The organism is Streptococcus infantis (assembly GCF_964243025.1).
GTDB classification, from domain to species: domain Bacteria; phylum Bacillota; class Bacilli; order Lactobacillales; family Streptococcaceae; genus Streptococcus; species Streptococcus infantis_N.
On the sequence record NZ_CAXTDJ010000001.1, the window covers coordinates 398,541 to 421,181 of the forward strand.

Genomic DNA, 22,641 nt, shown 5'->3' on the forward strand with positions numbered 1-22,641 from the left:
ATTATTCAACTTATAACTATAACAATTATATCAAAAAAATGCTAAAAGTTCATACTCAATCCATCTAAATTTAAAGCAATTTATACTTCTTTTTAATAAAAAAAGAAAATCACCTATAGTTGGTGATTATCTTTTGTATTTAAGATAAATAATCATACAAATCTTGCATTTGTAAATCATCGGGTACTAATTGTAGATAGGATTGAATGTAGTCTTTTGCTTCTTCTAGCTTACCGAGTTCTCTTAACAAATAAATAAACTGTTCCAAAAACCCTGGATTGTCCTTGAGTTCAGTAGCAAGCTCCTTATAGAAATCATATGCTGCATCTAATTCTTCAGTCTCTTGATAGCTTCGAGCAATCATCCATTTAGTCAAGAGGTTCTCAGGTTCATAGACTGCTAAAGCTAGAATATCTTCGTATCTTTCTTGTTCTTGGTATATGGTAGCTAAGCGTAGCAAAATTTCTTCCTGGTCATCAGCGTTTTCTTGTGCTTGAATCAGATAAGCTTCTGCTTGCTCAGGTTGATGCAACTCATAAGATAGCTGAGATGCAAGAAGTAAGAGCCGAGTTTCAAAAGGATTTTTTGACAAGCCCTGTTGAGCTATTTTAAGAGCCTCTTCTGTCTGATGCTCCTTATGCAGTGCTTGACTATAACCATATTCATAACCCTCAAAATCTGGAGAAATAGTGTCTAGTTGTTTAAAGTATAAAGCTGCTTTTTGATAATCCTCTTGGTCAAAATAGAGACTCGCAAGTTCATAGGCTGTTTGGTCATCATATTCTAATTCTAAGGCTTTTTCTAAAAATTCTATTGCAGATTCAAACTTACCTAAACGTGCATAAGCAAGACCAATTCTCTGATAGGTCGAAATTCCAGTTTGATCATAGATAACTCGATTATCTAATTGAGCATAGCCCTTAATGGCTTCTAAATCGTTTCCTAGCTCGCTATCTAGCTCGGCTAGTCCAAATATCAGGAGAGGGTCATCAGAGTAGCTACGAGCTTCTAAGAGCTTCTCACGCGCAACATCTGTCAATCCTTCCATCTGATATAAATCTGCTTTTAAGGCAAGAGCTGATACGTACCATTCGCTTTCTGGACCAATCTTCTCTAAATAATCAAAAGCGTCCTCAATCAATCCATCCTCACCAGCTATTGCAGCTAGATTTATGTAGACTTCTGGAAATTTCGGTGCTAGTTTCTCATAGATTTGTGCAGCTTGTGGGAAGAAACCAATCCCTTCCAAATAAGCAGAAAGTTCAAGAAGAACTTCATCTGAATCTTCCTCTAGGGCTTTTTGGAAAAAAGAATCAGCTCTTGATAAATCTTGTTGCTCCAAGGCCTCGAGCATTTGTTGACTATTGTTCACCTTCAGTCTCCTCTACTGGTTCATAAAGTCCACTAACTCCTTTATACCAATCAAAAATCGCTGAGATGACTACTTTTGCGGAAGCGTAGATTGGAATACCTAGCAATACACCCCAAATACCAAACATGGATCCTGAAGTTAACAGTACAAAAAGAATAGTAATTGGGTGAATATTTAATTGACTACCCAAAATCAGTGGAGAAACAAAACGTCCCTCTATAGTTTGCTCTACAATGAAAACGATAATAACTTTTAAGAGCATAACAGGACCAGCAATCAAACCCAAAACAAGGGCTGGAATCATTGCAAGAAAACTACCTAGATAAGGAACTAAATTGAGAATACCAGCTGTGATACCTAAAGTAACAGCATATCGAAGCCCAATTATCTTAAAGAAGATAATAAACATGATAGCTACGATTACAGCCACTGTAATTTGCCCTCGAACATAATTAGAAAGTTGTTGATTGACTTCTGAAAGAACCTTACCAACTGGTTCTCTCAATTTATTTGGTAAGAATTGAGTAATATAGTCTCTAAGTCCTTTTCCATCTCGAAGGAGATAAAAGAGCATAAATGGCATGATGATCAGAGCGACAATGACCTGTGACGTTCCACTGATAAGAGCACTCACCCAGTTAACAGCCTTAGAAGAAATATTACTTGCCCAAGCAGTTGCTTGTGTTGAAAAATTAGCTAAAACTTGCTCCAGTTGTGGTCTAAAGTCATCTGGCAAACGCTTGGTTACAAGGTCATCAATGACTCTATCAGCATCCTCGAGATAACTTGGGACATTTTGCGCAAAAATTACTACTTGACGTTGAAGGTTTGGAATGGCAACGGCTAGTCCAATAATCAAGAGTATTGCAATAATGACAAAGATAATACTAATGGCTAAGACACGGTTAATCTTGTACTTCTCCATCAGATCTACTAGTGGATTTAAGAGGTAAAAAAGTAGACCCGATAAGATAACCGGCAACATCACTACTGATAAAAAGTCTATAACTGGGAAAAATAAAAAGCTAATTTTACTGAGAATAAAAATATTGAGACCTAATAACAAGGTCACCAAGAAAACAGTGATCGCTTTATTGTCTAAAAACCATTTAAAAAACCAAGATAAGGTAAAGTGTTTCTCTTTTTGTTCCATTTTTTCTTCCTTTCCTTTGTTCTAACATTATACCATGTTTTAAAAAAATAAGGCTTTTTATAGTCTTTTAGCAAGGGATAAATTTGTATTCTCGACAAGGGACGAGCTATTTTACTGACTTAGATTTTTCATCTAGCAAGCCTTTTTATGTTATAATTGAATTATCTTTTTCTAGAGGTATGAATATGAAAGAAATAGTATATTTTGGAACCTATACACGACGTATTTCTCAAGGGATTTACAAGGCTGATTTTGATACTGAGACTGGCAAACTCTCAAATCTAGAACTATTTGCAACCGAGCCAAGTCCAACCTACCTAGCCTTCGATCAGCATCAGCATCTCTATACTGTCGGAAGCCATGATGGCAAAGGTGGAATCACAGCATACAAAACTGATGGTGTCCTCCTTAATCACGTCGTTGAAGAAGGTGCTCCTCACTGCTATGTTGCAGTCGATGAGACACGAAGTCTAGTCTATGGCGCTAACTATCATAAAGGTCAAGTTCTAGTCTATAAACGTAAAGAAGATGGCTGTCTTGAATTGGCAGACAAAGTTCAACACACTGGCCATGGTCCACATGAAAACCAAGCTTCTCCCCACGTACACTACACCGATTTAACACCAGACCAATATTTGGTAACTTGTGACTTAGGTACTGACGAGGTCATTACCTATGATGTCAATCTAGAAGGAAAGTTGACTAAACTAGCAACTTATAATTGTAATCCTGGTGCTGGTGCTCGTCACCTTGTTTTCCACCACCACTACAAGATTGCTTATCTCATCTGTGAACTCAACAGTACGATTGAAGTATTGATTTACGATGGTGTTGGAGAATTTGAACAAATGCAGGTCATTTCAACCTTACCAGATGACTATAGTGGCTTTAATGGTACTGCGGCTATTCGTCTTTCTAAAGATGGCAAATTCCTCTACGCTTCTAACCGAGGCCATGATTCTATCGCTGTTTATAGCATTTTAGCAGATGGAAGCTTGGAATTATTAGAGATTGTTCCAACCAATGGGAAAAATCCACGTGATTTTGATTTGTCACCTGACCAAGAATTCCTTATCGCTGTTCACCAGGATTCTGATAACGCGACTGTCTTTAAGCGCAATCCTGAAACTGGTAGACTGGCAGAACTCTCTAATGAATTTCATGTTCCTGAAGCAGTCTGCATAAGTTTCAATAAATAGGGCATAAAAAATGAACTTGTTTTACAAGTTCATTTTTTATTTTATAATTTATTTCCGACATTGATACGGTTAATAGCACGTTGCAATGCAATTTTAGCACGGCGCTCTTGGTCGATTAAGTGTTTGTCATGTGCTTCTTCGATTTCACGTTCTGCACGAAGTTTAGCACGTTCTGCACGACTAACATCAATATCGCGCGCACGTTCAGCTGAGTCAGCAATAATGGTAATGACATTATTAGCAATCTCAATAATTCCTCCGTTTACTGCAATCCAGTTCACATGAGTATCATCATCGATGCGTTTAACCTTTACTTCATCAACTGCTAGAACCGCAATCATATTTTCATGTCGTGGCAAGATCCCCATCTCACCATCCAGAGTTCGTACCGATACAAAGCTGGCATGGTGATCATAGACGAGGCCATCTGGTGTCACGATCTGGACAGTTAAATGTGCCATAGATCACCTCTTAAAATCCCATTTTTTCAGCCTTAGCAATAACATCTTCGATTGAACCTACTCCACGGAAGGCATCTTCTGGAAGGTGATCGTGTTTACCGTCAAGAATTTCCTTAAATCCACGAACTGTTTCAGCTACTGGAACATAAGATCCTGGTTGACCAGTAAATTGTTCCGCAACATTGAAGTTTTGTGACAGGAAGAACTGAATACGGCGTGCACGAGCAACTAAAGTCTTTTCTTCATCAGAAAGTTCATCCATACCAAGGATGGCGATGATATCTTGCAACTCATGGTAACGTTGAAGCACACGTTTCACTTCTGCAGCTACTGCATAGTGCTCTTCTCCAACGATTTCAGGTGCCAAGGCACGTGAACTTGAAGCAAGAGGGTCAACGGCAGGGTAGATCCCCAATTGAACCAATTTACGTTCCAAGTTGGTTGTTGAATCCAAGTGAGCGAAAGCTGTTGCTGGCGCTGGGTCAGTATAGTCATCCGCTGGCACGTAGATGGCCTGGATAGAGGTTACAGACCCCTTCTTAGTTGACGTGATACGTTCTTGCAATTGACCCATTTCAGTTGCGAGTGTTGGCTGGTAACCAACGGCTGATGGCATACGACCCAAAAGGGCAGATACTTCTGAACCAGCTTGTGTGAAACGGAAAATGTTGTCAATGAAGAGAAGAACGTCTTGACCTTCTACATCACGGAAGTATTCAGCAATTGTCAAACCAGTAAGGGCAACACGCATACGTGCTCCTGGTGGCTCATTCATTTGACCAAATACCATGGCTGTTTTTTCGATAACACCTGATTCTTTCATTTCCCAGTAGAGGTCGTTCCCTTCACGAGTACGTTCCCCAACACCAGTAAATACTGAGATCCCACCGTGTTCTTGGGCAATGTTGTGAATCAATTCTTGAATCAATACGGTCTTACCAACTCCGGCACCACCGAAGAGTCCGACTTTACCACCTTTAAGGTAAGGGGCAAGAAGGTCGATAACCTTGATCCCTGTTTCTAGAATTTCTGAAGAGGTTGACAATTCATCAAAAGTTGGTGCTTTTTTATGAATTGGCTGACGCTCTGCATCTTCACCAAAAGGAGCTTCCAAGTCAATGGTATCTCCCAAAACGTTGAAGACACGTCCTAGAGTTTCTTTCCCAACTGGTACTGAGATTGGACGACCTGTGTCCAATACTTCCAAACCACGGGTCAAGCCATCAGTTGATTCCATAGCGATGGTACGAACCATACCATCTCCCAACTCCAAGGCTACTTCAAGGACGATTTTTGTTTTTCTTTCGTCATTTTTGTAGACGACAAGTGCATTATTAATCTCTGGTAGTTTCTCACCTGCTGCAAACATGACGTCTACAACGGGACCGATAACCTGAGCAATTTTACCTGAACTCATCTACTTCTCCTATTCTGTATAAGATACTATCGGTTCCTAGCTCAACTAGGTCCTAATACTCTTCGAAAATCTAATTCAAACCACGTCAGCGTCGACTTACCGTACTCAAGTACAGCCTGCGGCTAGCTTCCTAGTTTGCTCTTTGATTTTCATTGAGTATAAGTTCATTTTCATACGAGCTGGACTAGAGCCTATTCTAAAGCACTAGCTCCTGCTACAATTTCTGTAATTTCTTGTGTAATCGCCGCCTGTCTGGCACGGTTATACTGGATAGTCAAATCATTGATAACTTTTTTAGCATTATCTGTAGCTGTTTGCATAGCTGTCATCCCTGCCGCATTTTCAGCTGTCTTGGCATCAATAATAGCACCGTAAATCATACTTTCTGCAAACTGTGGCAATAGTTGATCCAAGATTTCTTCACGACTTGTTTCAAGCTCAAATGTCAAGCTGTAGTTATCATCTGCTTCATTTGGGTCCAAGTCGACAATTGGAAGCATCTGCTCCACACGCATTTGACTTGTCAGTGTATTCACGTGGTGGTTGTAGCAAACATAGAGCTCATCGAAAAGTTCATTTTGATACATTTCAATGGTTTTTGAAATAATCTTGCGAACTTCATCGAAGCTTGGTTGACTGGCTAGACCACGCAATTCATAAATTGGCTGAATACCACGAGCTTTAAAGAAGTCTGCTCCCATACCACCGATACAGATGACTTCAAAATCATCACCTGAAGGATGGTATTCTTGTTGCAGTTCCATGACAGCCTTCAAGATTGAAGAGTTATATCCTCCAACAAGACCACGGTCAGATGTAATGACGATATAGCCTGTTTTTTTGACAGGGCGACTAATCAACATTGGATTTGTTGATCCGCCAGCACCATCACCGTGAAGGATGTCTGTAAGGAGTTTACGGACTTTTTGAGCATAAATCTGGAAGTTGCGTGCAGCTTCTTCAGAACGACCTAACTTAGCTGCAGAAACCATCTGCATGGCGTTAGTAATTTGACTAGTATTTTTCGTTGAGGCGATTTTTGTTTTAATATCATTTAGAGATACTGCCATCTGACACCTCTATTCTTATTGGAAGCTGGATTGGTTGAGAAACTCAGTAATCGCAGCATCCAAGACTGCTTCTTCTGGCAAGTCTTTTGTTTCACGAATAGTTTCCAAAATCTCTGGATGTTGCGCATCAAAGAAGGCATGGAATTCTTCCTCAAAACGAACAATATCATCAACTGATATAGTATCCAAGAATCCATGAGTCAAGGCATACAGAATGGTTACTTGTTTCTCAACAGGTAGTGGTTTATGAACAGGTTGTTTCAATACTTCTACAGTACGACGACCACGGTTCAATTTAGCCTGAGTAGCAGCATCCAAGTCTGAACCAAATTTAGTGAAGGCTTCCAACTCTCGGTATGAAGCAAGGTCGATACGAAGAGTACCAGCAACTTTCTTCATGGCTTTAATCTGAGCTGAACCACCAACACGAGATACAGAAGAACCCGCATCAATAGCTGGACGAATACCCGCATTAAAGAGACTATCACTTAGGAAGATTTGTCCATCCGTAATAGAGATTACGTTTGTCGCGATATAGGCTGAGATATCTCCTGCTTGGGTCTCGATAAATGGAAGAGCCGTGATAGATCCACCGCCAAGCTCATCTGAAACTTTAGCAGAACGCTCAAGTAGACGGCTGTGAAGGTAGAAAACATCCCCTGGGAAGGCCTCACGACCTGGTGGACGACGGAGCAAGAGAGAAAGTTCACGATAAGCTACCGCTTGTTTAGATAGGTCATCATAAACGATCAACACATGCTTCCCTTGGTACATGAATTCTTCTGCCATAGCAACCCCTGCATAAGGAGCAAGGAAGAGCAATGGAGAAGGTTGTGAAGCTGAGGCTGTCACAACGATTGTGTAATCCAAGGCACCGTACTGACGAAGTGTTTCTACTTGTGTACGAACTGTTGATTCTTTTTGTCCAATCGCTACATAGATACAAATCATATCTTGACCTTTTTGGTTCAAGATAGCGTCAATAGCGATAGTTGTCTTCCCTGTTTGACGGTCACCAATGATCAACTCACGTTGGCCACGACCGATTGGAACAAGGGCGTCAATAGCTTTCAAACCTGTTTGCAATGGTTCTGATACAGACTTACGTTGCATAACACCAGGAGCTGGTGCTTCAACTGGACGAGTCTTATCTGTGTTAATCGGACCCAAACCGTCTACAGGACGACCAAGGGGATCGACAACACGTCCAATCAAGCTATCACCAACTGGAACTTCCATGATTTTCCCTGTACGACGAATTGTATCGCCTTCACGGATATCTGTAAAGTCCCCAAGGATGATAATACCGACATCTGTTGATTCCAAGTTTTGCGCCATACCATAAGAGCCATTTTCAAAAATCAACAGCTCACCACTCATGGCATTTTCAAGACCATGAGCACGCGCAATCCCGTCACCAATATAGGTTACAACACCTGTTTCAGTCACATCAAAATTGGGTTTGAAATTTTCAATTTGTTGCTTAATTAAAGCGCTGATTTCTTGTGCGTTAATTGCCAAAAGAACACCACTTTCTATTTCAAATTTTCCTTAACAACTTTAAGTTGTTGTTTAATACTCACATCAATTGTCTTGTGATTGGCAAAAATAACAAAACCACCGATTAAACTATCGTCAATTTTTTCCTTAATGCTACGAACTTTTAGAGACATCTTTTTCTCGATGAGAGGAATTAGTCGTTCTTTCTGTTCACCAGTCAAAGGATGTGCAGACAAAATAGTCACTTCAAAACGATTGGTTTCTTTTTCAAGACGATTCAAGCAATCTACAATCACATCATAAAACAGGTTTGATCTGTGATTGTAAAGTAGAACCTCGATAAAGTTTTGTACTAAAGGTGACACAGAATCTTGGAAAAAACGAACCGTTTTTTCTTTATCCGACTCATCTACTGCCACCTGAGCTAAAAAAGAAGGTAAGCCTGTTTCTTCAGCTACTTGCTTGATTTGAGACAAGTCTGAAAAAATAGAGTCTTCTTCTCCTTTTTCAATCACTAATTGGACAAAAGGCATGCTGTATTTTTCAATTACCTTTAGAGTCTTTTTGTCCATTAAGCTTCTCCTAGCTGATCGATATACTGATCAATGAGTTCTTTATGGGCCTGACTGTCAAGGTTTTGGGAGATAATTTTTCCAGCTAGACTGATTGTCAAGTCTGCCACATCTCCCTTAACACTTTGTAAAGCTTCAGCTTTATTTTGAGCAATTTCTTGGTTGGCTTTTTCTTTTAAGCGCCCAGCTTCAAGTTTAGCTTCGGCCAAAATATCAGCTTTACTTTTCTCAGCTGTTTCCTTTGCATTCTCGATAATCGTTTTAGCTTCGGTACGGCTGCCTGCTAACTCAGCTTCGCGTTTGCTAGCAAGTTCCTCTGCCTTTTTACGGGCTTCTTCGGCACCATCAATATCTGAAGAAATCTTTTCAGCGCGTTCATCTAAGACACTGGTAATATTTCCCCAAGCATATTTCTTCACTAAAAAGATCAATAAAAGGAAGGAACCAGCGATCAGAATAAAGTCACCAATAATGGTACTAATAGTTAAATCCATCTTCTAATCCTCCTCTACTTACTCTTCCCCTTCATTTATTTTTTTACCAATGTACATAGATGACAACATGGTAAATACATAAGCTTGAATACATGAAATGAAAATCGAAAATGCTGTCCATAACATGTTTGCAATAAAGGCAAAAGGATACCAATACAAGGCATGTTGTGACAAGGCCAATAGCAATCCTGCTAAAACCTCACCGGCAAAAATATTTCCGTAAATCCGAATCGCCAAAGAGGCAAAATTGGTGAACTCTTCTAAAATGTTCATCGGAGTCATGAAGCCAGGTGTAACAAATGCTCTCAAATATTCTTTAACGCCTCTACGACGAACTCCTTCTACATGAGCGATCAAAGTGATCAATAATGAGAGGGATAAATCGTATCCAAGGTTGGCTGTTGGAGAAGTCCACAAGTTATAACCGTTTGTTGTTTGTACTTTTGCCATTAAACCAATATTATTGGCAACCAAGATAAACAAGAATAGAGAAAATAGGAACAAGGAATAGTCCTTGATGTATGAATCTCCAATGTTTGGTTTTGCAAAACTAACCACAAAGTCATAAATCATCTCAAGAGCATTTTGTTTGCCCTTGGGACGGATGGTCATTTTTCGACTTGCCCAATAGACAAAGGCAAAAACCATCAAAACAGTTACAAGAGACATGGCAAGCAGGGTCAAATCAAAGGATATTGGTCCAATATTAACAGTTGGATTCAAACTTTCTTCCATGGTTTGACACCTCCATTTCTAAATAGAGTTGTCTATTTAATGACAAATGCCATCGCTAGGGTTACAAAGAAGGTACCTTCTACAAAGGCAACACCAAGAATTAAAAGGCTGCGTAATTGGTCAATAATTTCAGGTTGACGAGCGGCAGACTTGAAGAGATTACTCATAATCAATCCTTCAGCAATAGATACACCCATACAGGCAAGACAAAGTCCGAAAAATGTTAAATTCATGACGAATTCTCCTTTTTTAAATTAAATTTACCTCCCTAGTTTAGTCCTAAAATTTGCTTTTGTCAACTTTTTACTAGTAATGAAAGCGTTTCGAATCATTTATTTCTAATTTTGGGATTTTCAAGACAATTATATAGAAAATTTTATTGTCTTTTCATACTACTTTCACTATCTTTCCTTGTTTTCTGAAAACAAAAAACCGAGTTTTACAACTCAGATTTGTCAGTTCTTATCTGAAATAAATTGAGTAATGATTTTGACAAGCTGGATTAAATGCAGCATCACAAAATGGACATGTGCCCGTCTCTGTATACTCCTCATACGTTAGTGTTTTCCTGCAGGATCCACATAAGATAGGTCTATCCTCTTTCAGATTTAAAGGATAGGGAGAAAATATGTGCGACTCCAGTTCATTATGACACTGATAACAGGCATAGTATTTCTGACACTCATAGCACTGTAAGGCTACGATATCCTTATCACTATGGTAATGAACACATCTGCTTTCATGATCTACTAGTAAGCCCTGAGCTTGAACCATTCTTTTTCCTTATCTAGGCACGAACTGTGACGCTTGTTCCATCTTCTTTGTAAAGATTGATGAGACCTTCTTTCAGGGCACGTACCATGTCACCAGCTTCTACTGGTTGAGGAACCTTGATAGTCAAAAGTTCCATTGGATTTGGGGCGCGATCGATTTTATTTCCTTTGGCATCGTGAAGGTCTTCGATAAAAGTTTCAAAATGACGGAATCCTGGTCCGTAGAACTCAACTTGGTCACCTTCATTGATAACGTTACGTTGGCGAATGGTTGCTGTTTGAGTTGCAGCATCATAAGCTACTACTTCAGCAACAAACTTGTATTCTGGAATCTTACGACGAGCTCCGAAAAGTTGCTCATTTTCAGATGGTGTTCCGTAGTAGAAACCTGTAGCCAACTCACGTTGGGCAACCTTCCACATTTCATCAATCAAGTCTTGCTTGATAGCTTCAAACTTTTCAGGACTCTCAAGATAGGCATCAACAGCAGCCTTGTAGCAGTTTGTTACTGTTGAAACATAGTGGATAGACTTCATACGGCCCTCAATCTTCAGACTGTCCACACCATTTTCAATCATATCTGGGATATGGTCAATCATAGACATATCAACCGCAGACATAGAGAATTCTTCAGGAATTTCTCCCTTGAGACTCTTACGTTCCTTACCGAACGGCATATCGTAAAGGTCATATTTCCAACGGCAAGACTGAGAGCATCCACCACGGTTGGCGTCACGCATACTCATGTGGTTAGAAAGAGTACAACGACCAGAGTATGAGATACACATAGCTCCGTGAACGAAGGCTTCAATTTCCACATCTGTACGTTTGCGAATCTCTGCCAATTCTTCCATGGAAACCTCACGCGCTAAAACGACACGAGTCAAACCAAGTTCTTTCCAGAATTCTAGAGTTTCATAGTTGGTCGCACTTGCTTGTGTTGAAAGGTGGATTTCAAGCCCAGGTGCTTCTGTTGCCGCAATCATAATCAAGGCTGGATCAGACACGATGACCGCTGCAATTCCAATATCACGTAATTTACGGAACCATTCGCCGGCCCCTTCTTCGTTTCCTTCGTGCATGACCATATTAGCAGCTACATATACCTTAGCTCCATGCTTAGCCGCGAACTGTACTCCTTCTTCCATTTGTTCGAAAGTAAAGTTCCCTGCACGGCTACGAAGACCATAGGCCTGACCACCGATAAAGACAGCATCTGCTCCATATTGAACAGCTACTTTTAGTTTTTCAAGTGTTCCTGCAGGTGATAGAACCTCAGGACGTTTCAAAGTTTTTGTCATGTTTTCTCCTATTTGCAATATAAAAGTTTGACACTAATCTTTACCATTTTATAGCAAAAAGGTTCTAAAATCAAGTTTTGATTGATTGTTTAGACAATTTTAATTTTCTTGAAAAGTTAAGCTCAGCGAACTGTTTCTATTTGCCAAGCACTCCAACCTTTAAAACGAATGGCCCCCTTTTGATCCGTTTTGTAAATCGAATTCCCAAGTTCTTGGTTATTCTCCCCATTTTTTTCTTTAAATTTATTCTTCTTGTCAACAGAAATGACAGTGATTTTAGGCTGAAAGATTTCGAAGACTTGGACATCTGTCTTTTTCTTCGATACTTGCTGATGTGTTAGCACCACATCTGCTTGGATTTTTGGATAAGACTTGTTTAAGAACTTCTCCTCTATATTTCCAGTGACTAGAAAAGTTTGATTTAGTAGCTTTCCATACATTGCTATTGAGGCTTTACTATCCCTGTTTTGATTTTCGATTACTTCTAAACTACTCCCAAAAATAACTAACTGCTCTCCTGTTTTAATAGGACGTATTTTCAAGTTACTTTCTTTTAATTTATCCATAAATTCTCTTTTAGATAGAGTTTCTTCAGTTACTAGAATCTCTCCAAGATTGAAGGCTTTACTAATTTCTAGTAGATGGTCTAGCTGCTTAGGTTCACTATCCGTTAAAACAAGCTGATCAATCTTTGCCACTCCTCTACTTTTCAGATAGGGAATTAAACTCCGTTTGGCAACACTCGAGGTGACTTTCTCCTGCCAAGCTTCTTTTTTCTCAACTGCTAACTTTTCACCGACATCCAGTAATATTGTCTTTCCTGTCATGTCTCTTAGGAAAATGCTACATCCCTGCTCCATGTCTAGAACTGTGATTTCATTTTCCAGTGGATGTTTGGTTACTAAGAAAAGGGAAACGATAAATAGGATAAGCAAAGGTGCTTTCTTCAAATTTTTACGATAATCATAAATTAGCGCTAAAGAGACTAATAGACATACCAAAACCCAAAGACTTGGTTGACCAAAAACAAAGGGTCTAGTAGATAGCTGAGAAACATAGCGTATGATGTTCTCTAGCCATTCAAAGAGAAAGTTAAACTGAGTAACAGGATATATCCATGACAGACAGAAGAGCATTGATAAAAGTGGTAGAAAGACCATATCAAATAAAAAAGAAAAGACAAAGGTTAAGAGTATGGACCAAGGTTGAAATTCAGAAAAATAGAATGATAAAATCGGCAGAATTCCTAAGGAAATAATGAAACTTTCTCTCACCAGACCTTTTATCCCTGCTACTTCTTCACCAGTCATGGTCAGGATAAAGGCATAGGCACAGGAGAGCACTCCACCAGCAGTTAGGAAGAAATTCGGCATCACGATAAACAAGACAAGGACTGTCAAAGCAAAGTTATCCAGCCCCTTGAAGCCATGCTGAGCCAAAAGTTTTTGTAAGAGACAACGAATAACAGAGGCTGAAAATCCTGTCAAACCTGCATAGACCAAAGAAAAGGGATAGGCAAGCCATTTGAACTTCTCTTGCGTCAAACCTAATCGTAAGAGTGATTTTTTAAAAGCATTCATGAAGAAACCGACCTGCATTCCTGACAGAGCAAAAAGGTGAATAATCCCTAGACTGGAATAGAGTTCATTCATTTCCTCAAAATCTGTGTCCAAGTGCCCTAATAAAAGACCCGTCATATAATTGCGCATGGGGTCAGGAAAATTCCTTTTTATCCAGACAACTGCTTTTCTCCGCAAACTGGATAGATTATCTCCTATATCCCAGCTGGATGTTTTCTTTAATTCGACCATTTCCGATATCGTTAAGGTCTGATAGATTCCCTGCGTTTTGAGATAGTTTCGATAATCAAATCCCGCAAAATTATTTGCTCCTTGAGGAATAGCTAGCTTTCCTTTTACTACCATCTCATGCAGTTCAGATAACTCTTTAAACTTTTCCTTCTCAGCCTCTGACTGGAATTTATAATAGACCTGAAAGAGTCTGCCATCAGCCTTCCCACGAAAGGATAAACTATCTCCATTGACCTTGATAGTATCAGGCAAGATTCGTACCGTATTAACTGAGTCAACAAGATGTTGACTCGCTTCTTCTTGTTGCCATTTTTGAAATATAAACCAGCTTCCAAAAAGACCACAAACAAAGAGAACCTTGACCACAGTCTTCCATGGAAATTGAAAAAAGAGGCAGAGCAGTAAAAAGACAAAGCCCAAAAGTGCTAAAAAGCTTGCTGAAAAGATAGCATAGTAGAGCCAAAGCAGGAGAAAACTGAGATAGATTTTTGGGATGGGAAATCGACTAATCCACTGTGACATACTCTTTTAACTTTTCTATCGTTTTTGCACCAATACCAGAAACCTTTTTTAGTTCATCAACTGACTTAAACTTACCGTTAGACTCACGATGGTCGATGATATCCTGAGCACGTTTGGCTCCCAACCCCTTGACTTGTTTCAGCTCCTCTAAACTGGCTTTATTGAGATTAACTTTCTTATTTTCTTTGGTATTGAAAGCATTTGAATGCGCCTCTTGACTGGTAGCTTCTTCCTTAGTTGGAACATAGACAAGCGCTTCGTCACTAATTCTCTGGGCAAGATTGATAGACTTACTATCAGCATTATCTGTCAGTCCACCCGCTTTTTGAACAGCATCATTGATCCGACTTCCAACTGGCAAGTCATAGATTCCAGGTGATTTGACAGCACCTTTGACATCGACAGTAATTAGATCTTGCTCTACCGCTTCTTCCTTCTGATTTTTATCTTCCTTTTCATCCGTCGAATCCTTTGAAACAGTTGTAACTTCTGTTTGCAAATTGCTTTCCTTAGCCGGTGTTTGAGCAACTGGCTTTAGGATGAAAAATCCGCCTAAGACCATGCCCAAACTAGCACAGATAACAATGATTTTATATTCTTTGATTTTTTCTATAAGTTCTTCCATATTTTCTCCTCTCTTAGCTTATTCGTAAGAGAAAGAAAAAACAGCTGAAAAATCTTTTCAACTGCTTACTTATTTGCAAAATAATCTTCCTTGGTCAAGACATAATGGACATCTGTTACGAATCTTCCAGGTTCACTTTTATCCATTCTAGCATATGGTTCTTCGTGAGAGAAACGCATTCCTGATTTCTCCATGACCTTTCCTGATGCGGGATTATCCTTATCATGAAAGGCATCTAACTTATTCATTCCTATCTTTTCAAAAGCCAGTTCAATTACAGCTCGATTGGCTTCAGTTGTCAAACCTTGATTCCAATATTTTTGATTGATAATATAACCAATGGTTGCCTTCTTAAGAACAGTATCCAACTTGTGCAGGTCAATGGTTCCGATAAACTCTCCAGTACTTTTTAGTTCAATTCCCCATCGACCCAATGGATTGGCTAAATAAAACTGGGCAATATTATTCTTTGTTTCCTCTAAACTTTGATTGGTTGGAAAAGTGTAGCGCGTAGTTTCTTTATCTGAAGCATACTCAAACATGGCTTCTGCATCATCAAGTGTTACAGGTCTAAGTACTAAGCGCTCTGTTTCGATAACGATATGCTTCGCTAGTTTGATAAATAGTGATTCCATGATTGTACCTCCTAAAATAGGTTGCTAGAAGAATAACATAAATGTTACTCTCTTAGTTTCATTCATAAACATCCAATTATAGTTACCTATTTTCCAAATAAATCTTTAGTAATTAAGGACAATCCACCAAAACCTATAAAACCTGTGTTCCTATCATCAAAATAACCTTCACGAAATAAAACTATTCCACCACTACCAACCACATTCTCAATATACTCACTATTTTCAGCTATTATCTTTGAAAAACCTGACTGTAAAAAAATTGTAACTTTAAGTTCCTCTGGCAACAATAATAAATGAGCCGTTTGTTTTGCTAGCAAGATTGAAACAATGTCTGAAACAGACTCTCTACCTAATACTTGAATTCCACCAAAAAATTTCACTTTATTATTCTTCTTAATCATAATCTCATCAGAATAATTTGCATTCCTAACTTCTAGGTCTTGCTTTTTTAGCAATTTCCAAAGTTTATAATATTGGATTATTCTAGTATTATCATTAAAGCGATCATCTCCTAATACTAAATATAGATTGAATTTATTTTTAGTTGAATAATCATATAGTTGCGAAATCAAATACTGTAAATACTCCTCCCTTCTTCTATAGTCACCAATAATCTCCCAACGTCTCACATAGACATTAAATTCAGATGTAAAGTGAATAAGAGAAGAATCTATATTGGCATCTTCATAAATAATCACGTAGCTTGTCCCTCACTAAATTAAATTTATTTTCTAAAAGCTTAACAAAAAATACAATACAAATCAATAATTTTCCTTGCCTTTTAAAACGGTTTTATATACAATAAAGTCATCACAAAAACTCTGACGAATGATGTGATACATAAATTGAAACAACTTAATAGAAAGTGAGTTATCCTATGTTAATTGGAATTCCAAAGGAAATTAAAAATAATGAAAATCGTGTTGCTTTGACACCTGCTGGTGTACAGAGTCTTGTTGGTCGTGGTCACCGTGTCCTCATTGAAACAAATGCTGGACTTGGATCTGGTTTTGCTGATGCTGACTATGAAAAGCAAGGAGCTGAGATTGTCGCAACTGCTGCTGAAGCCTGGGCTGCAGAGTTAGTTGTTAAAGTCAAGGAACCCCTTGCTAATGAGTACCAGTTCTTGCGTGACGATTTACTTCTCTTCACCTACTTGCACATGGCAGCAGCCCCAGAATTAGCGGATGCTATGCTTGCAGCGAAAACAACTGGTGTTGCTTATGAAACTGTACGCAATACTGAAGGTCAACTTCCTCTATTGGTTCCAATGAGTGAGGTTGCAGGTCGTATGGCTGTCCAAATCGGAGCTCACTTCTTGACGAAACAAGCTGGTGGTTCTGGAGTTCTTTTAGGTGGTGTCCCAGGTGTACCAAAAGGAAAAGTAACCATTATCGGTGGTGGTGTCGTTGGTACACACGCAGCACGTATCGCTCTTGGTTTAGGAGCTCAAGTAACTATTCTTGATATCAGCGCTAAACGTCTCTCTGAACTTGAAGATGTCTTTGGTCACCAAATCCAAACACTCATGTCTAACCCATTTAATATCGAAGCAAGTGTGCGTGAAGCAGACGTTGTTATCGGTGCAGTATTGATTCCTGGTGCCAAAGCTCCAAAATTAGTGACAGATGACATGGTTCAACAAATGCGTCCTGGTTCTGTCATCGTAGACGTTGCTGTAGACCAAGGTGGTGTTATTGCAACAGCTGACCGTGTGACAACCCATGATGAGCCTGTCTATGAAAAACACGGTGTTCTCCACTATGCAGTTGCTAACATTCCTGGAGCAGTTGCTCGTACTTCTACTATCGCCCTTACAAATGTGACTCTTCCATATATCGAAGCCTTGGCAGGAAAAGGATTTAAGAAAGCAATCCTTGAAGACGCAGGCTTGCTTGAAGGTGTAACAACTTATCAAGGTCAACTCACCAGCCAACCAGTTGCTGAAGGTTTAGAACGTGACTTCACACCTATCAGTGAACTTGTCTAATAAGAAATTCAAAAAATTAAGAGCAGTTTTTCAACTGCTCTTTTTCTTTATTCTGTTTCTTCTTGATTTTCTTCAGCTTTGACAGGTCGAGGTTCATAGGCTCTGATAATCTGAGCAACGACTGGATGGCGGACCACATCCTTGGCTGAAAAATGAACGAAATCAATCTGATGAATGTTCTTAAGTTTTTCCTGGGCATCAATCAAACCTGATTTAACATTACGCGGCAGGTCAATCTGGCTAATATCCCCATTGACAATCATTTTAGAATTGAATCCAAGACGTGTCAAGAACATCTTCATCTGCATGATAGTTGTATTTTGGGCTTCATCCAAAATGACAAAGGCATCATCCAAGGTACGTCCACGCATATAGGCCAAAGGCGCAATTTCAATAATTTCTCGCTCCATGAGACGAGTTGTTTGGTCCTTCCCAAGAATTTGGTACAAAGCATCATAGACTGGTCGAAGATAAGGGTCTACTTTTTCTTTCAAATCACCAGGTAGAAATCCTAGGCTTTCTCCAGCTTCTACTGCTGGACGAGTCAGGATAATACGCTTGACTTGGCCACGTTTGAGAGCTGTAACAGCCAAGGTCACTGCGAGGAAAGTTTTTCCTGTCCCCGCTGGCCCAATCCCGAAGGTAACATCATGGTTCTTAACACTATCTACATAAAGCTTCTGCCCCAAAGTTTTAACGCGGATTGGTTTACCAGTATTATCTTTGATGATTTCTTCTTCATAGAGGGCAACAAACTTATCGATTTCATTGTTTCTAACCATATTGATGGCTGTCACCACATCCGGAGTTCCTACTGTCATGCCACGATTGACCAAGACCATCAAGGCTTGAATTACTTGTCGTGCTTCTTCACAAGAAGACTCCTCTCCCAAGACTTGTACAATCTCTGTACGAGCATGGATGATAACATCTAACTCATCCTCCATCAAGCGAAGATGGCGTTCATTGGAACCAAAAAGATGAAACAGATCATCTGGATGACTTAACTGAATGTCTATTGAATGTTCCTTCAAATAAAGAACCTCTCTAACTCTTTAATTTCTTTTTATTATAGCAAAGGCAATTAGAAATTGCTATCCCTAACACCTATGGTATCTTTAATGTTCTAAATATTCTTGCCAGATACGATCGAAGTCTCCCATATTAAAGGAAAAACTAGCATGTTCTTCTAAAAATCGACTCACCTGATCGAAATCATCCGTATGTTTTGGGAAGGCTGACTCCTCAAAGGCAAGATCCGCTAAAATTGCTTTGGGACTATTACTTTTAGGATTACGCTCTGTCATAAGCCAAGTATAAAATGATTTTCGCATAAGCCTCCCTAAATTAACTCAGTACCAAACTGGTCTTGTTTAATCTTTCCAGCTTTCATTAAACCACCAAGCGCTTTTTTAAATTGACCTTTAGAAATACCAAAGGTAGCCTTGATGTCATCTGGTGATGATTTGTCATTTAAGGTCATAAATCCACCATTACTTTCCAAGTAAGTCAGAATCATTTGTGCATCATTTTCTAACATCTCAAAAGAGCGAGGTTTTAGTGATAGATTAAGAGTTCGGTCAACTTCACGGAAACCAATGACACGCACATCTAACACTTGCCCCAAACGTGGCTCTGCATAGCGCTCACTTGGATGGATAAATCCAAGCATGTTGTTTTCTGGTAGATAGACAAAAGTTCCTGATAACTTAAGACGATAAACGATTGCAGGCCAGTTCTGATTTTGCATGTTGTTGTATGCTGGACGCGCCAAACGTTGGAAGTCTTCCTGATAAGCCAAAACTCCCCAGATACGGTCTTTCTTGTCTACTTCTAGACGAATATAGAGTTTATCGCCCTTCTTGGGCCAAAGTTCTTTCAGTTCAGGTAGGATATCCAGTGACACTACGATTTCCTTGTCAGGAAGCCCTGTATCAACAAAAACACCCAAATCCTTACGAACCTCTGTTACCGTTCCCCAACCAAATTGATCCTGAGTTGCAGTTACTTCTTGAGTTGTCAAGCGAAGTTTTTGCTTCATGTCTATGTAGGCGAAACCTTTAACAGTATCACCAACTGTATGCTGACCTTCTTCCTTAGCAAGAGCGTATGTTTGACCATCCTTTTGAACAAAGTAAAAACGGTCATTTTCATCGATGATAAGTCCAACGATAAAACTTGCAAGATTTGTATTCATGTTTCCTTCTTTCGAATAAAACTCAGCCAGCAATGCCAACTGAGTTTTTCTGTTTATTTCTTAGACTTCCAAGATTTCTTTTTCTTTATTGGCAGTCATGTCGTCGATGTGTTTAACAGCATTGTCTGTCGCTTTTTGAATATCTTTTTCAAGAGTCTTCAATTCATCTTCAGTGATTTCTTTAGCTTTTTCTTGTTTTTTAGCTTCATCCATAGCGTCACGACGAATATTACGGATCGCTACTTTAGCATTTTCACCAACTTTTTTCACTTCTTTAGCGAGGTCGCGACGAGTTTCTTCTGTAAGAGCTGGAATTACCAAGCGAATAACAGAACCATCGTTAGCTGGTGTAATACCAAGATCTGAAGCGTTCAAAGCACGCTCGATATCCTTCAATGAAGATTTATCAAATGGTGTTACCAACAAGACACGCGCTTCAGGAATTGTGATAGAAGCGATTTGGTTAAGAGGTGTTTCGACACCATAGTATTCAACAGTAATACGGTCAAGCAAGCTAGCGTTAGCACGACCTGCACGGATACCACCAAATTCACGAGCAAGTGAGTGGTGAGATTGAGTCATTCTCTCTTTAGCTTTTTCTACAATTGTGTTAGCCATAATTTTTCTTATTCCTTTTCTTCGATATTGTTTGAAACTGTTGTTCCGATATTTTCACCAAATACAACACGTTTGATATTGCCAGGTTGGTTCATATTAAAGACAACCAAGTCAATGTCATTATCCATTGATAGAGTTGAAGCTGTTGAATCCATGATACGGAGACCTTTATTAATAACATCACGGTGAGTCAATTCTTCAAATTTAACAGCCGTTTTATCTTTCTTAGGATCCGCATTGTAGACACCATCTACACCATTCTTAGCCATCAAAATAGCGTCCGCTTCAATCTCGGCTGCACGAAGAGCCGCTGTTGTATCTGTAGAGAAGTAAGGTGAACCAATTCCCGCGCCAAAGATAACGATACGCCCTTTTTCAAGGTGGCGAAGGGCACGTCCACGAATATAAGGCTCTGCTACTTGTTGCATGGCAATAGCTGTTTGTACACGAGTATCAACACCAGCTTGTTGCAACGAATCTGCCATCACAAGAGCATTCATGACTGTCCCAAGCATTCCAGTATAATCCGCTTGAACACGATCCATACCAGCTTCTGCTGCAGGTTCTCCACGCCAAAGGTTCCCACCACCGATAACCAAGGCGATTTCAATTCCTAGCTCGTGAACTTCCTTGATTTCTTGGGCCATACTTTGGACGGTTTTGATATCAATACCGACACCACGTTCGCCAGCAAGGGCTTCACCAGATAGCTTGATTAAGATACGTTTATACTTAGGTTCTACCATTTTCTCTCTCCTTTTTTCATCCTACCTATTTTATCACAATTTCAAGGATTTTTATAGTATCATGAGCAATTCTTTCAAAAAAATTAGACAGATATAAATTTCTCTAAATCAGACAAGGCACGTTCTGCAATTTTCTCATAACGAGCCTTTTTATCACGAATACGCTCACCTTCTAACTCCTTGATAATCCCGAAGTTGACATTCATGGGTTGGAAATGCTTGCTATCAGCATGAGTGATATAATGAGCTAAACTACCGATAGCTGTAGTCTCTGGGAAAATAGCCTCACTTTCTCCCTTGAAAAGACGAGCAGCGTTTATCCCCGCAACTAATCCTGAAGCAGCCGACTCAACATACCCTTCCACACCTGTCATCTGACCAGCAAAGAAGAGATTTGGCTGTTTCTTAGAACGGTATGTTTGCTCAAGAAGATTTGGCGAATCCATATAGGAATTACGATGCATGACACCATAACGGACAAACTCAGCATTTTCTAGTCCTGGAATCATTTGGAAAACACGCTTCTGCTCTCCCCATTTGAGGTGAGTTTGGAAACCAACGATGTTATAGAGACTTCCAGCCGCATTGTCCTGACGAAGCTGAACAACTGCATACGGTGTTTTAAAGTCGCCATCACGAGGCCCTTTATAGTCTTCTGGATATTCTAGACCAACTGGTTTCATAGGGCCATAGAGCATGGTTTTGATACCACGTTTAGCCATAACTTCAATTGGCATACAACCTTCAAAGTACTTCTCTTTTTCAAAAGAATTAAGGGGTGCTTCTTCTGCATTGACCAAAGCTTCATGGAAATCCATAAATTCTTGCTTGGTCATCGGAGCATTGAGGTAGGCAGCTTCTCCCTTGTCATAACGAGACTTGAGATAGACCTTGCTCATATCGATGGTGTTGACGTCGATAATAGGCGCTGCCGCATCGTAGAAATAAAAGCCATCGCCGTCATTAAGGGCATGAATTTTCTCAGCCAGGGCATCGCTAGTCAAGGGACCAGTAGCGACAACCGTAATAACATCTGTCGGCAATTCTGTAATTTCATCACGAACCACTTCAATTAAAGGGTGATTGGCAATTTTTTCAGTAACCATTTGAGAAAAACCGTCACGGTCAACCGCAAGCGCTCCACCAGCAGGAACACGGGTTGCTTCTGCTGATTCTAAAATCACAGAACCAAGACGACGCATTTCTTCCTTGAGGAGGCCGACAGCATTTGTAAGAGCATCCCCTCGTAATGAGTTGGAACACACTAATTCTGCAAAATTATCTGTTTTATGCTGAGGTGTTGATTTGACACCACGCATTTCATAGAGTTTAACTGGAATACCACGCTCAGCGATTTGGTAGGCTGCTTCCGAACCTGCTAAACCAGCACCGATAACATTGATATAAGATTGAGACATGACACTAATACCTCTTTGGGTGGAACCTA

At 39.6% G+C, this 22,641-nt stretch carries 24 protein-coding genes; 2 read left to right on the top strand and 22 right to left on the bottom strand.

From position 1 onward, the window contains the following. Positions 1–139: 139 nt before the first annotated feature. Both ACESNQ_RS01950 and ACESNQ_RS01955 read right to left on the bottom strand, forming a co-directional pair. Positions 140–1,372, bottom strand: coding sequence for a tetratricopeptide repeat protein (locus tag ACESNQ_RS01950; RefSeq protein ID WP_373074594.1), 1,233 nt, complete (start codon positions 1,370–1,372; stop codon positions 140–142). Continuing rightward, positions 1,362–2,525, bottom strand: a complete 1,164-nt coding sequence (locus tag ACESNQ_RS01955) for an AI-2E family transporter (protein ID WP_373074596.1) — start codon at positions 2,523–2,525, stop codon at positions 1,362–1,364. The genes ACESNQ_RS01950 and ACESNQ_RS01955 overlap by 11 nt, the downstream gene beginning before the upstream one ends. Before the next feature lie 185 nt (positions 2,526–2,710). On the opposite strand from ACESNQ_RS01955, the gene ACESNQ_RS01960 reads away from it, so the two are divergent. Further along, positions 2,711–3,724 carry a lactonase family protein gene (locus ACESNQ_RS01960; RefSeq protein ID WP_373074598.1) on the top strand — a complete coding sequence of 338 codons (1,014 nt, stop codon included), beginning with the start codon at positions 2,711–2,713 and terminating at the stop codon, positions 3,722–3,724. 41 nt (positions 3,725–3,765) lie between these two features. On the opposite strand, the gene ACESNQ_RS01965 is transcribed toward ACESNQ_RS01960, so the two are convergent. The 14 genes from ACESNQ_RS01965 to ACESNQ_RS02030 form a co-directional block, all read right to left on the bottom strand. Beyond that, positions 3,766–4,185 carry a F0F1 ATP synthase subunit epsilon gene (locus tag ACESNQ_RS01965; protein WP_373074600.1) on the bottom strand — a complete coding sequence of 140 codons (420 nt, stop codon included), beginning with the start codon at positions 4,183–4,185 and terminating at the stop codon, positions 3,766–3,768. A gap of 10 nt (positions 4,186–4,195) precedes the next feature. Next, positions 4,196–5,602 carry a F0F1 ATP synthase subunit beta gene (atpD, locus tag ACESNQ_RS01970; protein ID WP_373074602.1) on the bottom strand — a complete coding sequence of 469 codons (1,407 nt, stop codon included), beginning with the start codon at positions 5,600–5,602 and terminating at the stop codon, positions 4,196–4,198. A 191-nt stretch (positions 5,603–5,793) separates the two neighbouring features. Next, a complete protein-coding gene (locus tag ACESNQ_RS01975; protein WP_004253324.1) occupies positions 5,794–6,672 on the bottom strand; it encodes a F0F1 ATP synthase subunit gamma in 879 nt (292 codons plus the stop codon). Positions 6,673–6,687: 15 nt separating this feature from the next. Next, positions 6,688–8,193, bottom strand: a complete 1,506-nt coding sequence (gene atpA / locus ACESNQ_RS01980) for a F0F1 ATP synthase subunit alpha (protein ID WP_004253321.1) — start codon at positions 8,191–8,193, stop codon at positions 6,688–6,690. Between the two features lie 14 nt (positions 8,194–8,207). Further along, on the bottom strand, positions 8,208–8,744 hold the full coding sequence (locus ACESNQ_RS01985; protein WP_281137293.1) for a F0F1 ATP synthase subunit delta: 537 nt from the start codon (positions 8,742–8,744) through the stop codon (positions 8,208–8,210). Further along, the gene (atpF, locus tag ACESNQ_RS01990) at positions 8,744–9,238 is read right to left on the bottom strand and encodes a F0F1 ATP synthase subunit B (RefSeq protein WP_004253314.1); all 495 of its coding nucleotides are present in this window, start codon (positions 9,236–9,238) and stop codon (positions 8,744–8,746) included. Before atpF ends, ACESNQ_RS01985 begins: the two co-directional genes overlap by 1 nt. 18 nt (positions 9,239–9,256) lie before the next feature. Then, complete coding sequence (gene atpB, locus ACESNQ_RS01995; protein ID WP_004253312.1) at positions 9,257–9,973, bottom strand: F0F1 ATP synthase subunit A; 717 nt, start codon at positions 9,971–9,973, stop codon at positions 9,257–9,259. 32 nt (positions 9,974–10,005) lie between these two features. Next, positions 10,006–10,206 (bottom strand): F0F1 ATP synthase subunit C, encoded by a 201-nt coding sequence (locus tag ACESNQ_RS02000; protein ID WP_004253309.1) that lies wholly within the window; start codon positions 10,204–10,206, stop codon positions 10,006–10,008. Positions 10,207–10,435: 229 nt separating this feature from the next. Further along, on the bottom strand, positions 10,436–10,747 hold the full coding sequence (locus ACESNQ_RS02005; protein ID WP_373074606.1) for a CHY zinc finger protein: 312 nt from the start codon (positions 10,745–10,747) through the stop codon (positions 10,436–10,438). Between the two features lie 13 nt (positions 10,748–10,760). Further along, complete coding sequence (locus tag ACESNQ_RS02010) at positions 10,761–12,047, bottom strand: peptidase U32 family protein (RefSeq protein WP_373074608.1); 1,287 nt, start codon at positions 12,045–12,047, stop codon at positions 10,761–10,763. Positions 12,048–12,169: 122 nt separating this feature from the next. Beyond that, positions 12,170–14,380 (bottom strand): ComEC/Rec2 family competence protein, encoded by a 2,211-nt coding sequence (locus ACESNQ_RS02015; RefSeq protein ID WP_373074610.1) that lies wholly within the window; start codon positions 14,378–14,380, stop codon positions 12,170–12,172. Continuing rightward, positions 14,364–15,005, bottom strand: a complete 642-nt coding sequence (locus tag ACESNQ_RS02020; protein ID WP_373074612.1) for a helix-hairpin-helix domain-containing protein — start codon at positions 15,003–15,005, stop codon at positions 14,364–14,366. The genes ACESNQ_RS02015 and ACESNQ_RS02020 overlap by 17 nt, the downstream gene beginning before the upstream one ends. A gap of 65 nt (positions 15,006–15,070) precedes the next feature. Then, entirely contained in the window at positions 15,071–15,640 is a 570-nt protein-coding gene (locus tag ACESNQ_RS02025; RefSeq protein WP_373074614.1) for a GNAT family N-acetyltransferase, read from the bottom strand. An 86-nt stretch (positions 15,641–15,726) separates the two neighbouring features. Next, positions 15,727–16,341, bottom strand: a complete 615-nt coding sequence (locus ACESNQ_RS02030) for a hypothetical protein (RefSeq protein WP_373074616.1) — start codon at positions 16,339–16,341, stop codon at positions 15,727–15,729. 179 nt (positions 16,342–16,520) lie between these two features. Between ACESNQ_RS02030 and ald the strand changes: the two genes are divergently transcribed. Next, positions 16,521–17,633: an alanine dehydrogenase gene (gene ald, locus ACESNQ_RS02035; RefSeq protein ID WP_373074618.1), complete on the top strand. Its 1,113-nt coding sequence runs from the start codon at positions 16,521–16,523 to the stop codon at positions 17,631–17,633. A 47-nt stretch (positions 17,634–17,680) separates the two neighbouring features. Here the strand turns inward: ald and ACESNQ_RS02040 are convergent, their stop codons facing one another. The 6 genes from ACESNQ_RS02040 to trmFO form a co-directional block, all read right to left on the bottom strand. Then, positions 17,681–18,667, bottom strand: a complete 987-nt coding sequence (locus ACESNQ_RS02040) for a PhoH family protein (protein WP_036752940.1) — start codon at positions 18,665–18,667, stop codon at positions 17,681–17,683. A gap of 84 nt (positions 18,668–18,751) precedes the next feature. Beyond that, on the bottom strand, positions 18,752–18,967 hold the full coding sequence (locus ACESNQ_RS02045; RefSeq protein ID WP_001232087.1) for a YozE family protein: 216 nt from the start codon (positions 18,965–18,967) through the stop codon (positions 18,752–18,754). 8 nt (positions 18,968–18,975) lie between these two features. Then, positions 18,976–19,830 (bottom strand): RNA-binding virulence regulatory protein CvfB, encoded by an 855-nt coding sequence (gene cvfB / locus ACESNQ_RS02050; RefSeq protein ID WP_373074621.1) that lies wholly within the window; start codon positions 19,828–19,830, stop codon positions 18,976–18,978. Positions 19,831–19,890: 60 nt separating this feature from the next. Then, positions 19,891–20,448, bottom strand: coding sequence for a ribosome recycling factor (gene frr, locus ACESNQ_RS02055; protein ID WP_373074623.1), 558 nt, complete (start codon positions 20,446–20,448; stop codon positions 19,891–19,893). Between the two features lie 8 nt (positions 20,449–20,456). After that, positions 20,457–21,194 (bottom strand): UMP kinase, encoded by a 738-nt coding sequence (gene pyrH / locus ACESNQ_RS02060; RefSeq protein WP_004253279.1) that lies wholly within the window; start codon positions 21,192–21,194, stop codon positions 20,457–20,459. Between the two features lie 83 nt (positions 21,195–21,277). After that, positions 21,278–22,612, bottom strand: coding sequence for a methylenetetrahydrofolate--tRNA-(uracil(54)-C(5))-methyltransferase (FADH(2)-oxidizing) TrmFO (gene trmFO / locus ACESNQ_RS02065; protein ID WP_373074625.1), 1,335 nt, complete (start codon positions 22,610–22,612; stop codon positions 21,278–21,280). Between the last annotated feature and the right edge of the window lie 29 nt (positions 22,613–22,641).

Excerpts from the sequence above, each read along its gene's own strand:
- ACESNQ_RS01955 (WP_373074596.1), bottom strand. The coding sequence starts at position 2,525 with ATGGAACAAAAAGAGAAACACTTTACCTTATCTTGGTTTTTTAAATGG.
- ACESNQ_RS01960 (WP_373074598.1), top strand. The coding sequence starts at position 2,711 with ATGAAAGAAATAGTATATTTTGGAACCTATACACGACGTATTTCTCAA.
- ACESNQ_RS01965 (WP_373074600.1), bottom strand. The coding sequence starts at position 4,185 with ATGGCACATTTAACTGTCCAGATCGTGACACCAGATGGCCTCGTCTAT.
- atpD (WP_373074602.1), bottom strand. The coding sequence starts at position 5,602 with ATGAGTTCAGGTAAAATTGCTCAGGTTATCGGTCCCGTTGTAGACGTC.
- ACESNQ_RS01975 (WP_004253324.1), bottom strand. The coding sequence starts at position 6,672 with ATGGCAGTATCTCTAAATGATATTAAAACAAAAATCGCCTCAACGAAA.
- ACESNQ_RS01985 (WP_281137293.1), bottom strand. The coding sequence starts at position 8,744 with ATGGACAAAAAGACTCTAAAGGTAATTGAAAAATACAGCATGCCTTTT.
- atpF (WP_004253314.1), bottom strand. The coding sequence starts at position 9,238 with ATGGATTTAACTATTAGTACCATTATTGGTGACTTTATTCTGATCGCT.
- atpB (WP_004253312.1), bottom strand. The coding sequence starts at position 9,973 with ATGGAAGAAAGTTTGAATCCAACTGTTAATATTGGACCAATATCCTTT.
- ACESNQ_RS02000 (WP_004253309.1), bottom strand. The coding sequence starts at position 10,206 with ATGAATTTAACATTTTTCGGACTTTGTCTTGCCTGTATGGGTGTATCT.
- ACESNQ_RS02005 (WP_373074606.1), bottom strand. The coding sequence starts at position 10,747 with ATGGTTCAAGCTCAGGGCTTACTAGTAGATCATGAAAGCAGATGTGTT.
- ACESNQ_RS02010 (WP_373074608.1), bottom strand. The coding sequence starts at position 12,047 with ATGACAAAAACTTTGAAACGTCCTGAGGTTCTATCACCTGCAGGAACA.
- ACESNQ_RS02015 (WP_373074610.1), bottom strand. The coding sequence starts at position 14,380 with ATGTCACAGTGGATTAGTCGATTTCCCATCCCAAAAATCTATCTCAGT.
- ACESNQ_RS02020 (WP_373074612.1), bottom strand. The coding sequence starts at position 15,005 with ATGGAAGAACTTATAGAAAAAATCAAAGAATATAAAATCATTGTTATC.
- ACESNQ_RS02025 (WP_373074614.1), bottom strand. The coding sequence starts at position 15,640 with ATGGAATCACTATTTATCAAACTAGCGAAGCATATCGTTATCGAAACA.
- ald (WP_373074618.1), top strand. The coding sequence starts at position 16,521 with ATGTTAATTGGAATTCCAAAGGAAATTAAAAATAATGAAAATCGTGTT.
- ACESNQ_RS02045 (WP_001232087.1), bottom strand. The coding sequence starts at position 18,967 with ATGCGAAAATCATTTTATACTTGGCTTATGACAGAGCGTAATCCTAAA.
- cvfB (WP_373074621.1), bottom strand. The coding sequence starts at position 19,830 with ATGAATACAAATCTTGCAAGTTTTATCGTTGGACTTATCATCGATGAA.
- frr (WP_373074623.1), bottom strand. The coding sequence starts at position 20,448 with ATGGCTAACACAATTGTAGAAAAAGCTAAAGAGAGAATGACTCAATCT.
- pyrH (WP_004253279.1), bottom strand. The coding sequence starts at position 21,194 with ATGGTAGAACCTAAGTATAAACGTATCTTAATCAAGCTATCTGGTGAA.
- trmFO (WP_373074625.1), bottom strand. The coding sequence starts at position 22,612 with ATGTCTCAATCTTATATCAATGTTATCGGTGCTGGTTTAGCAGGTTCG.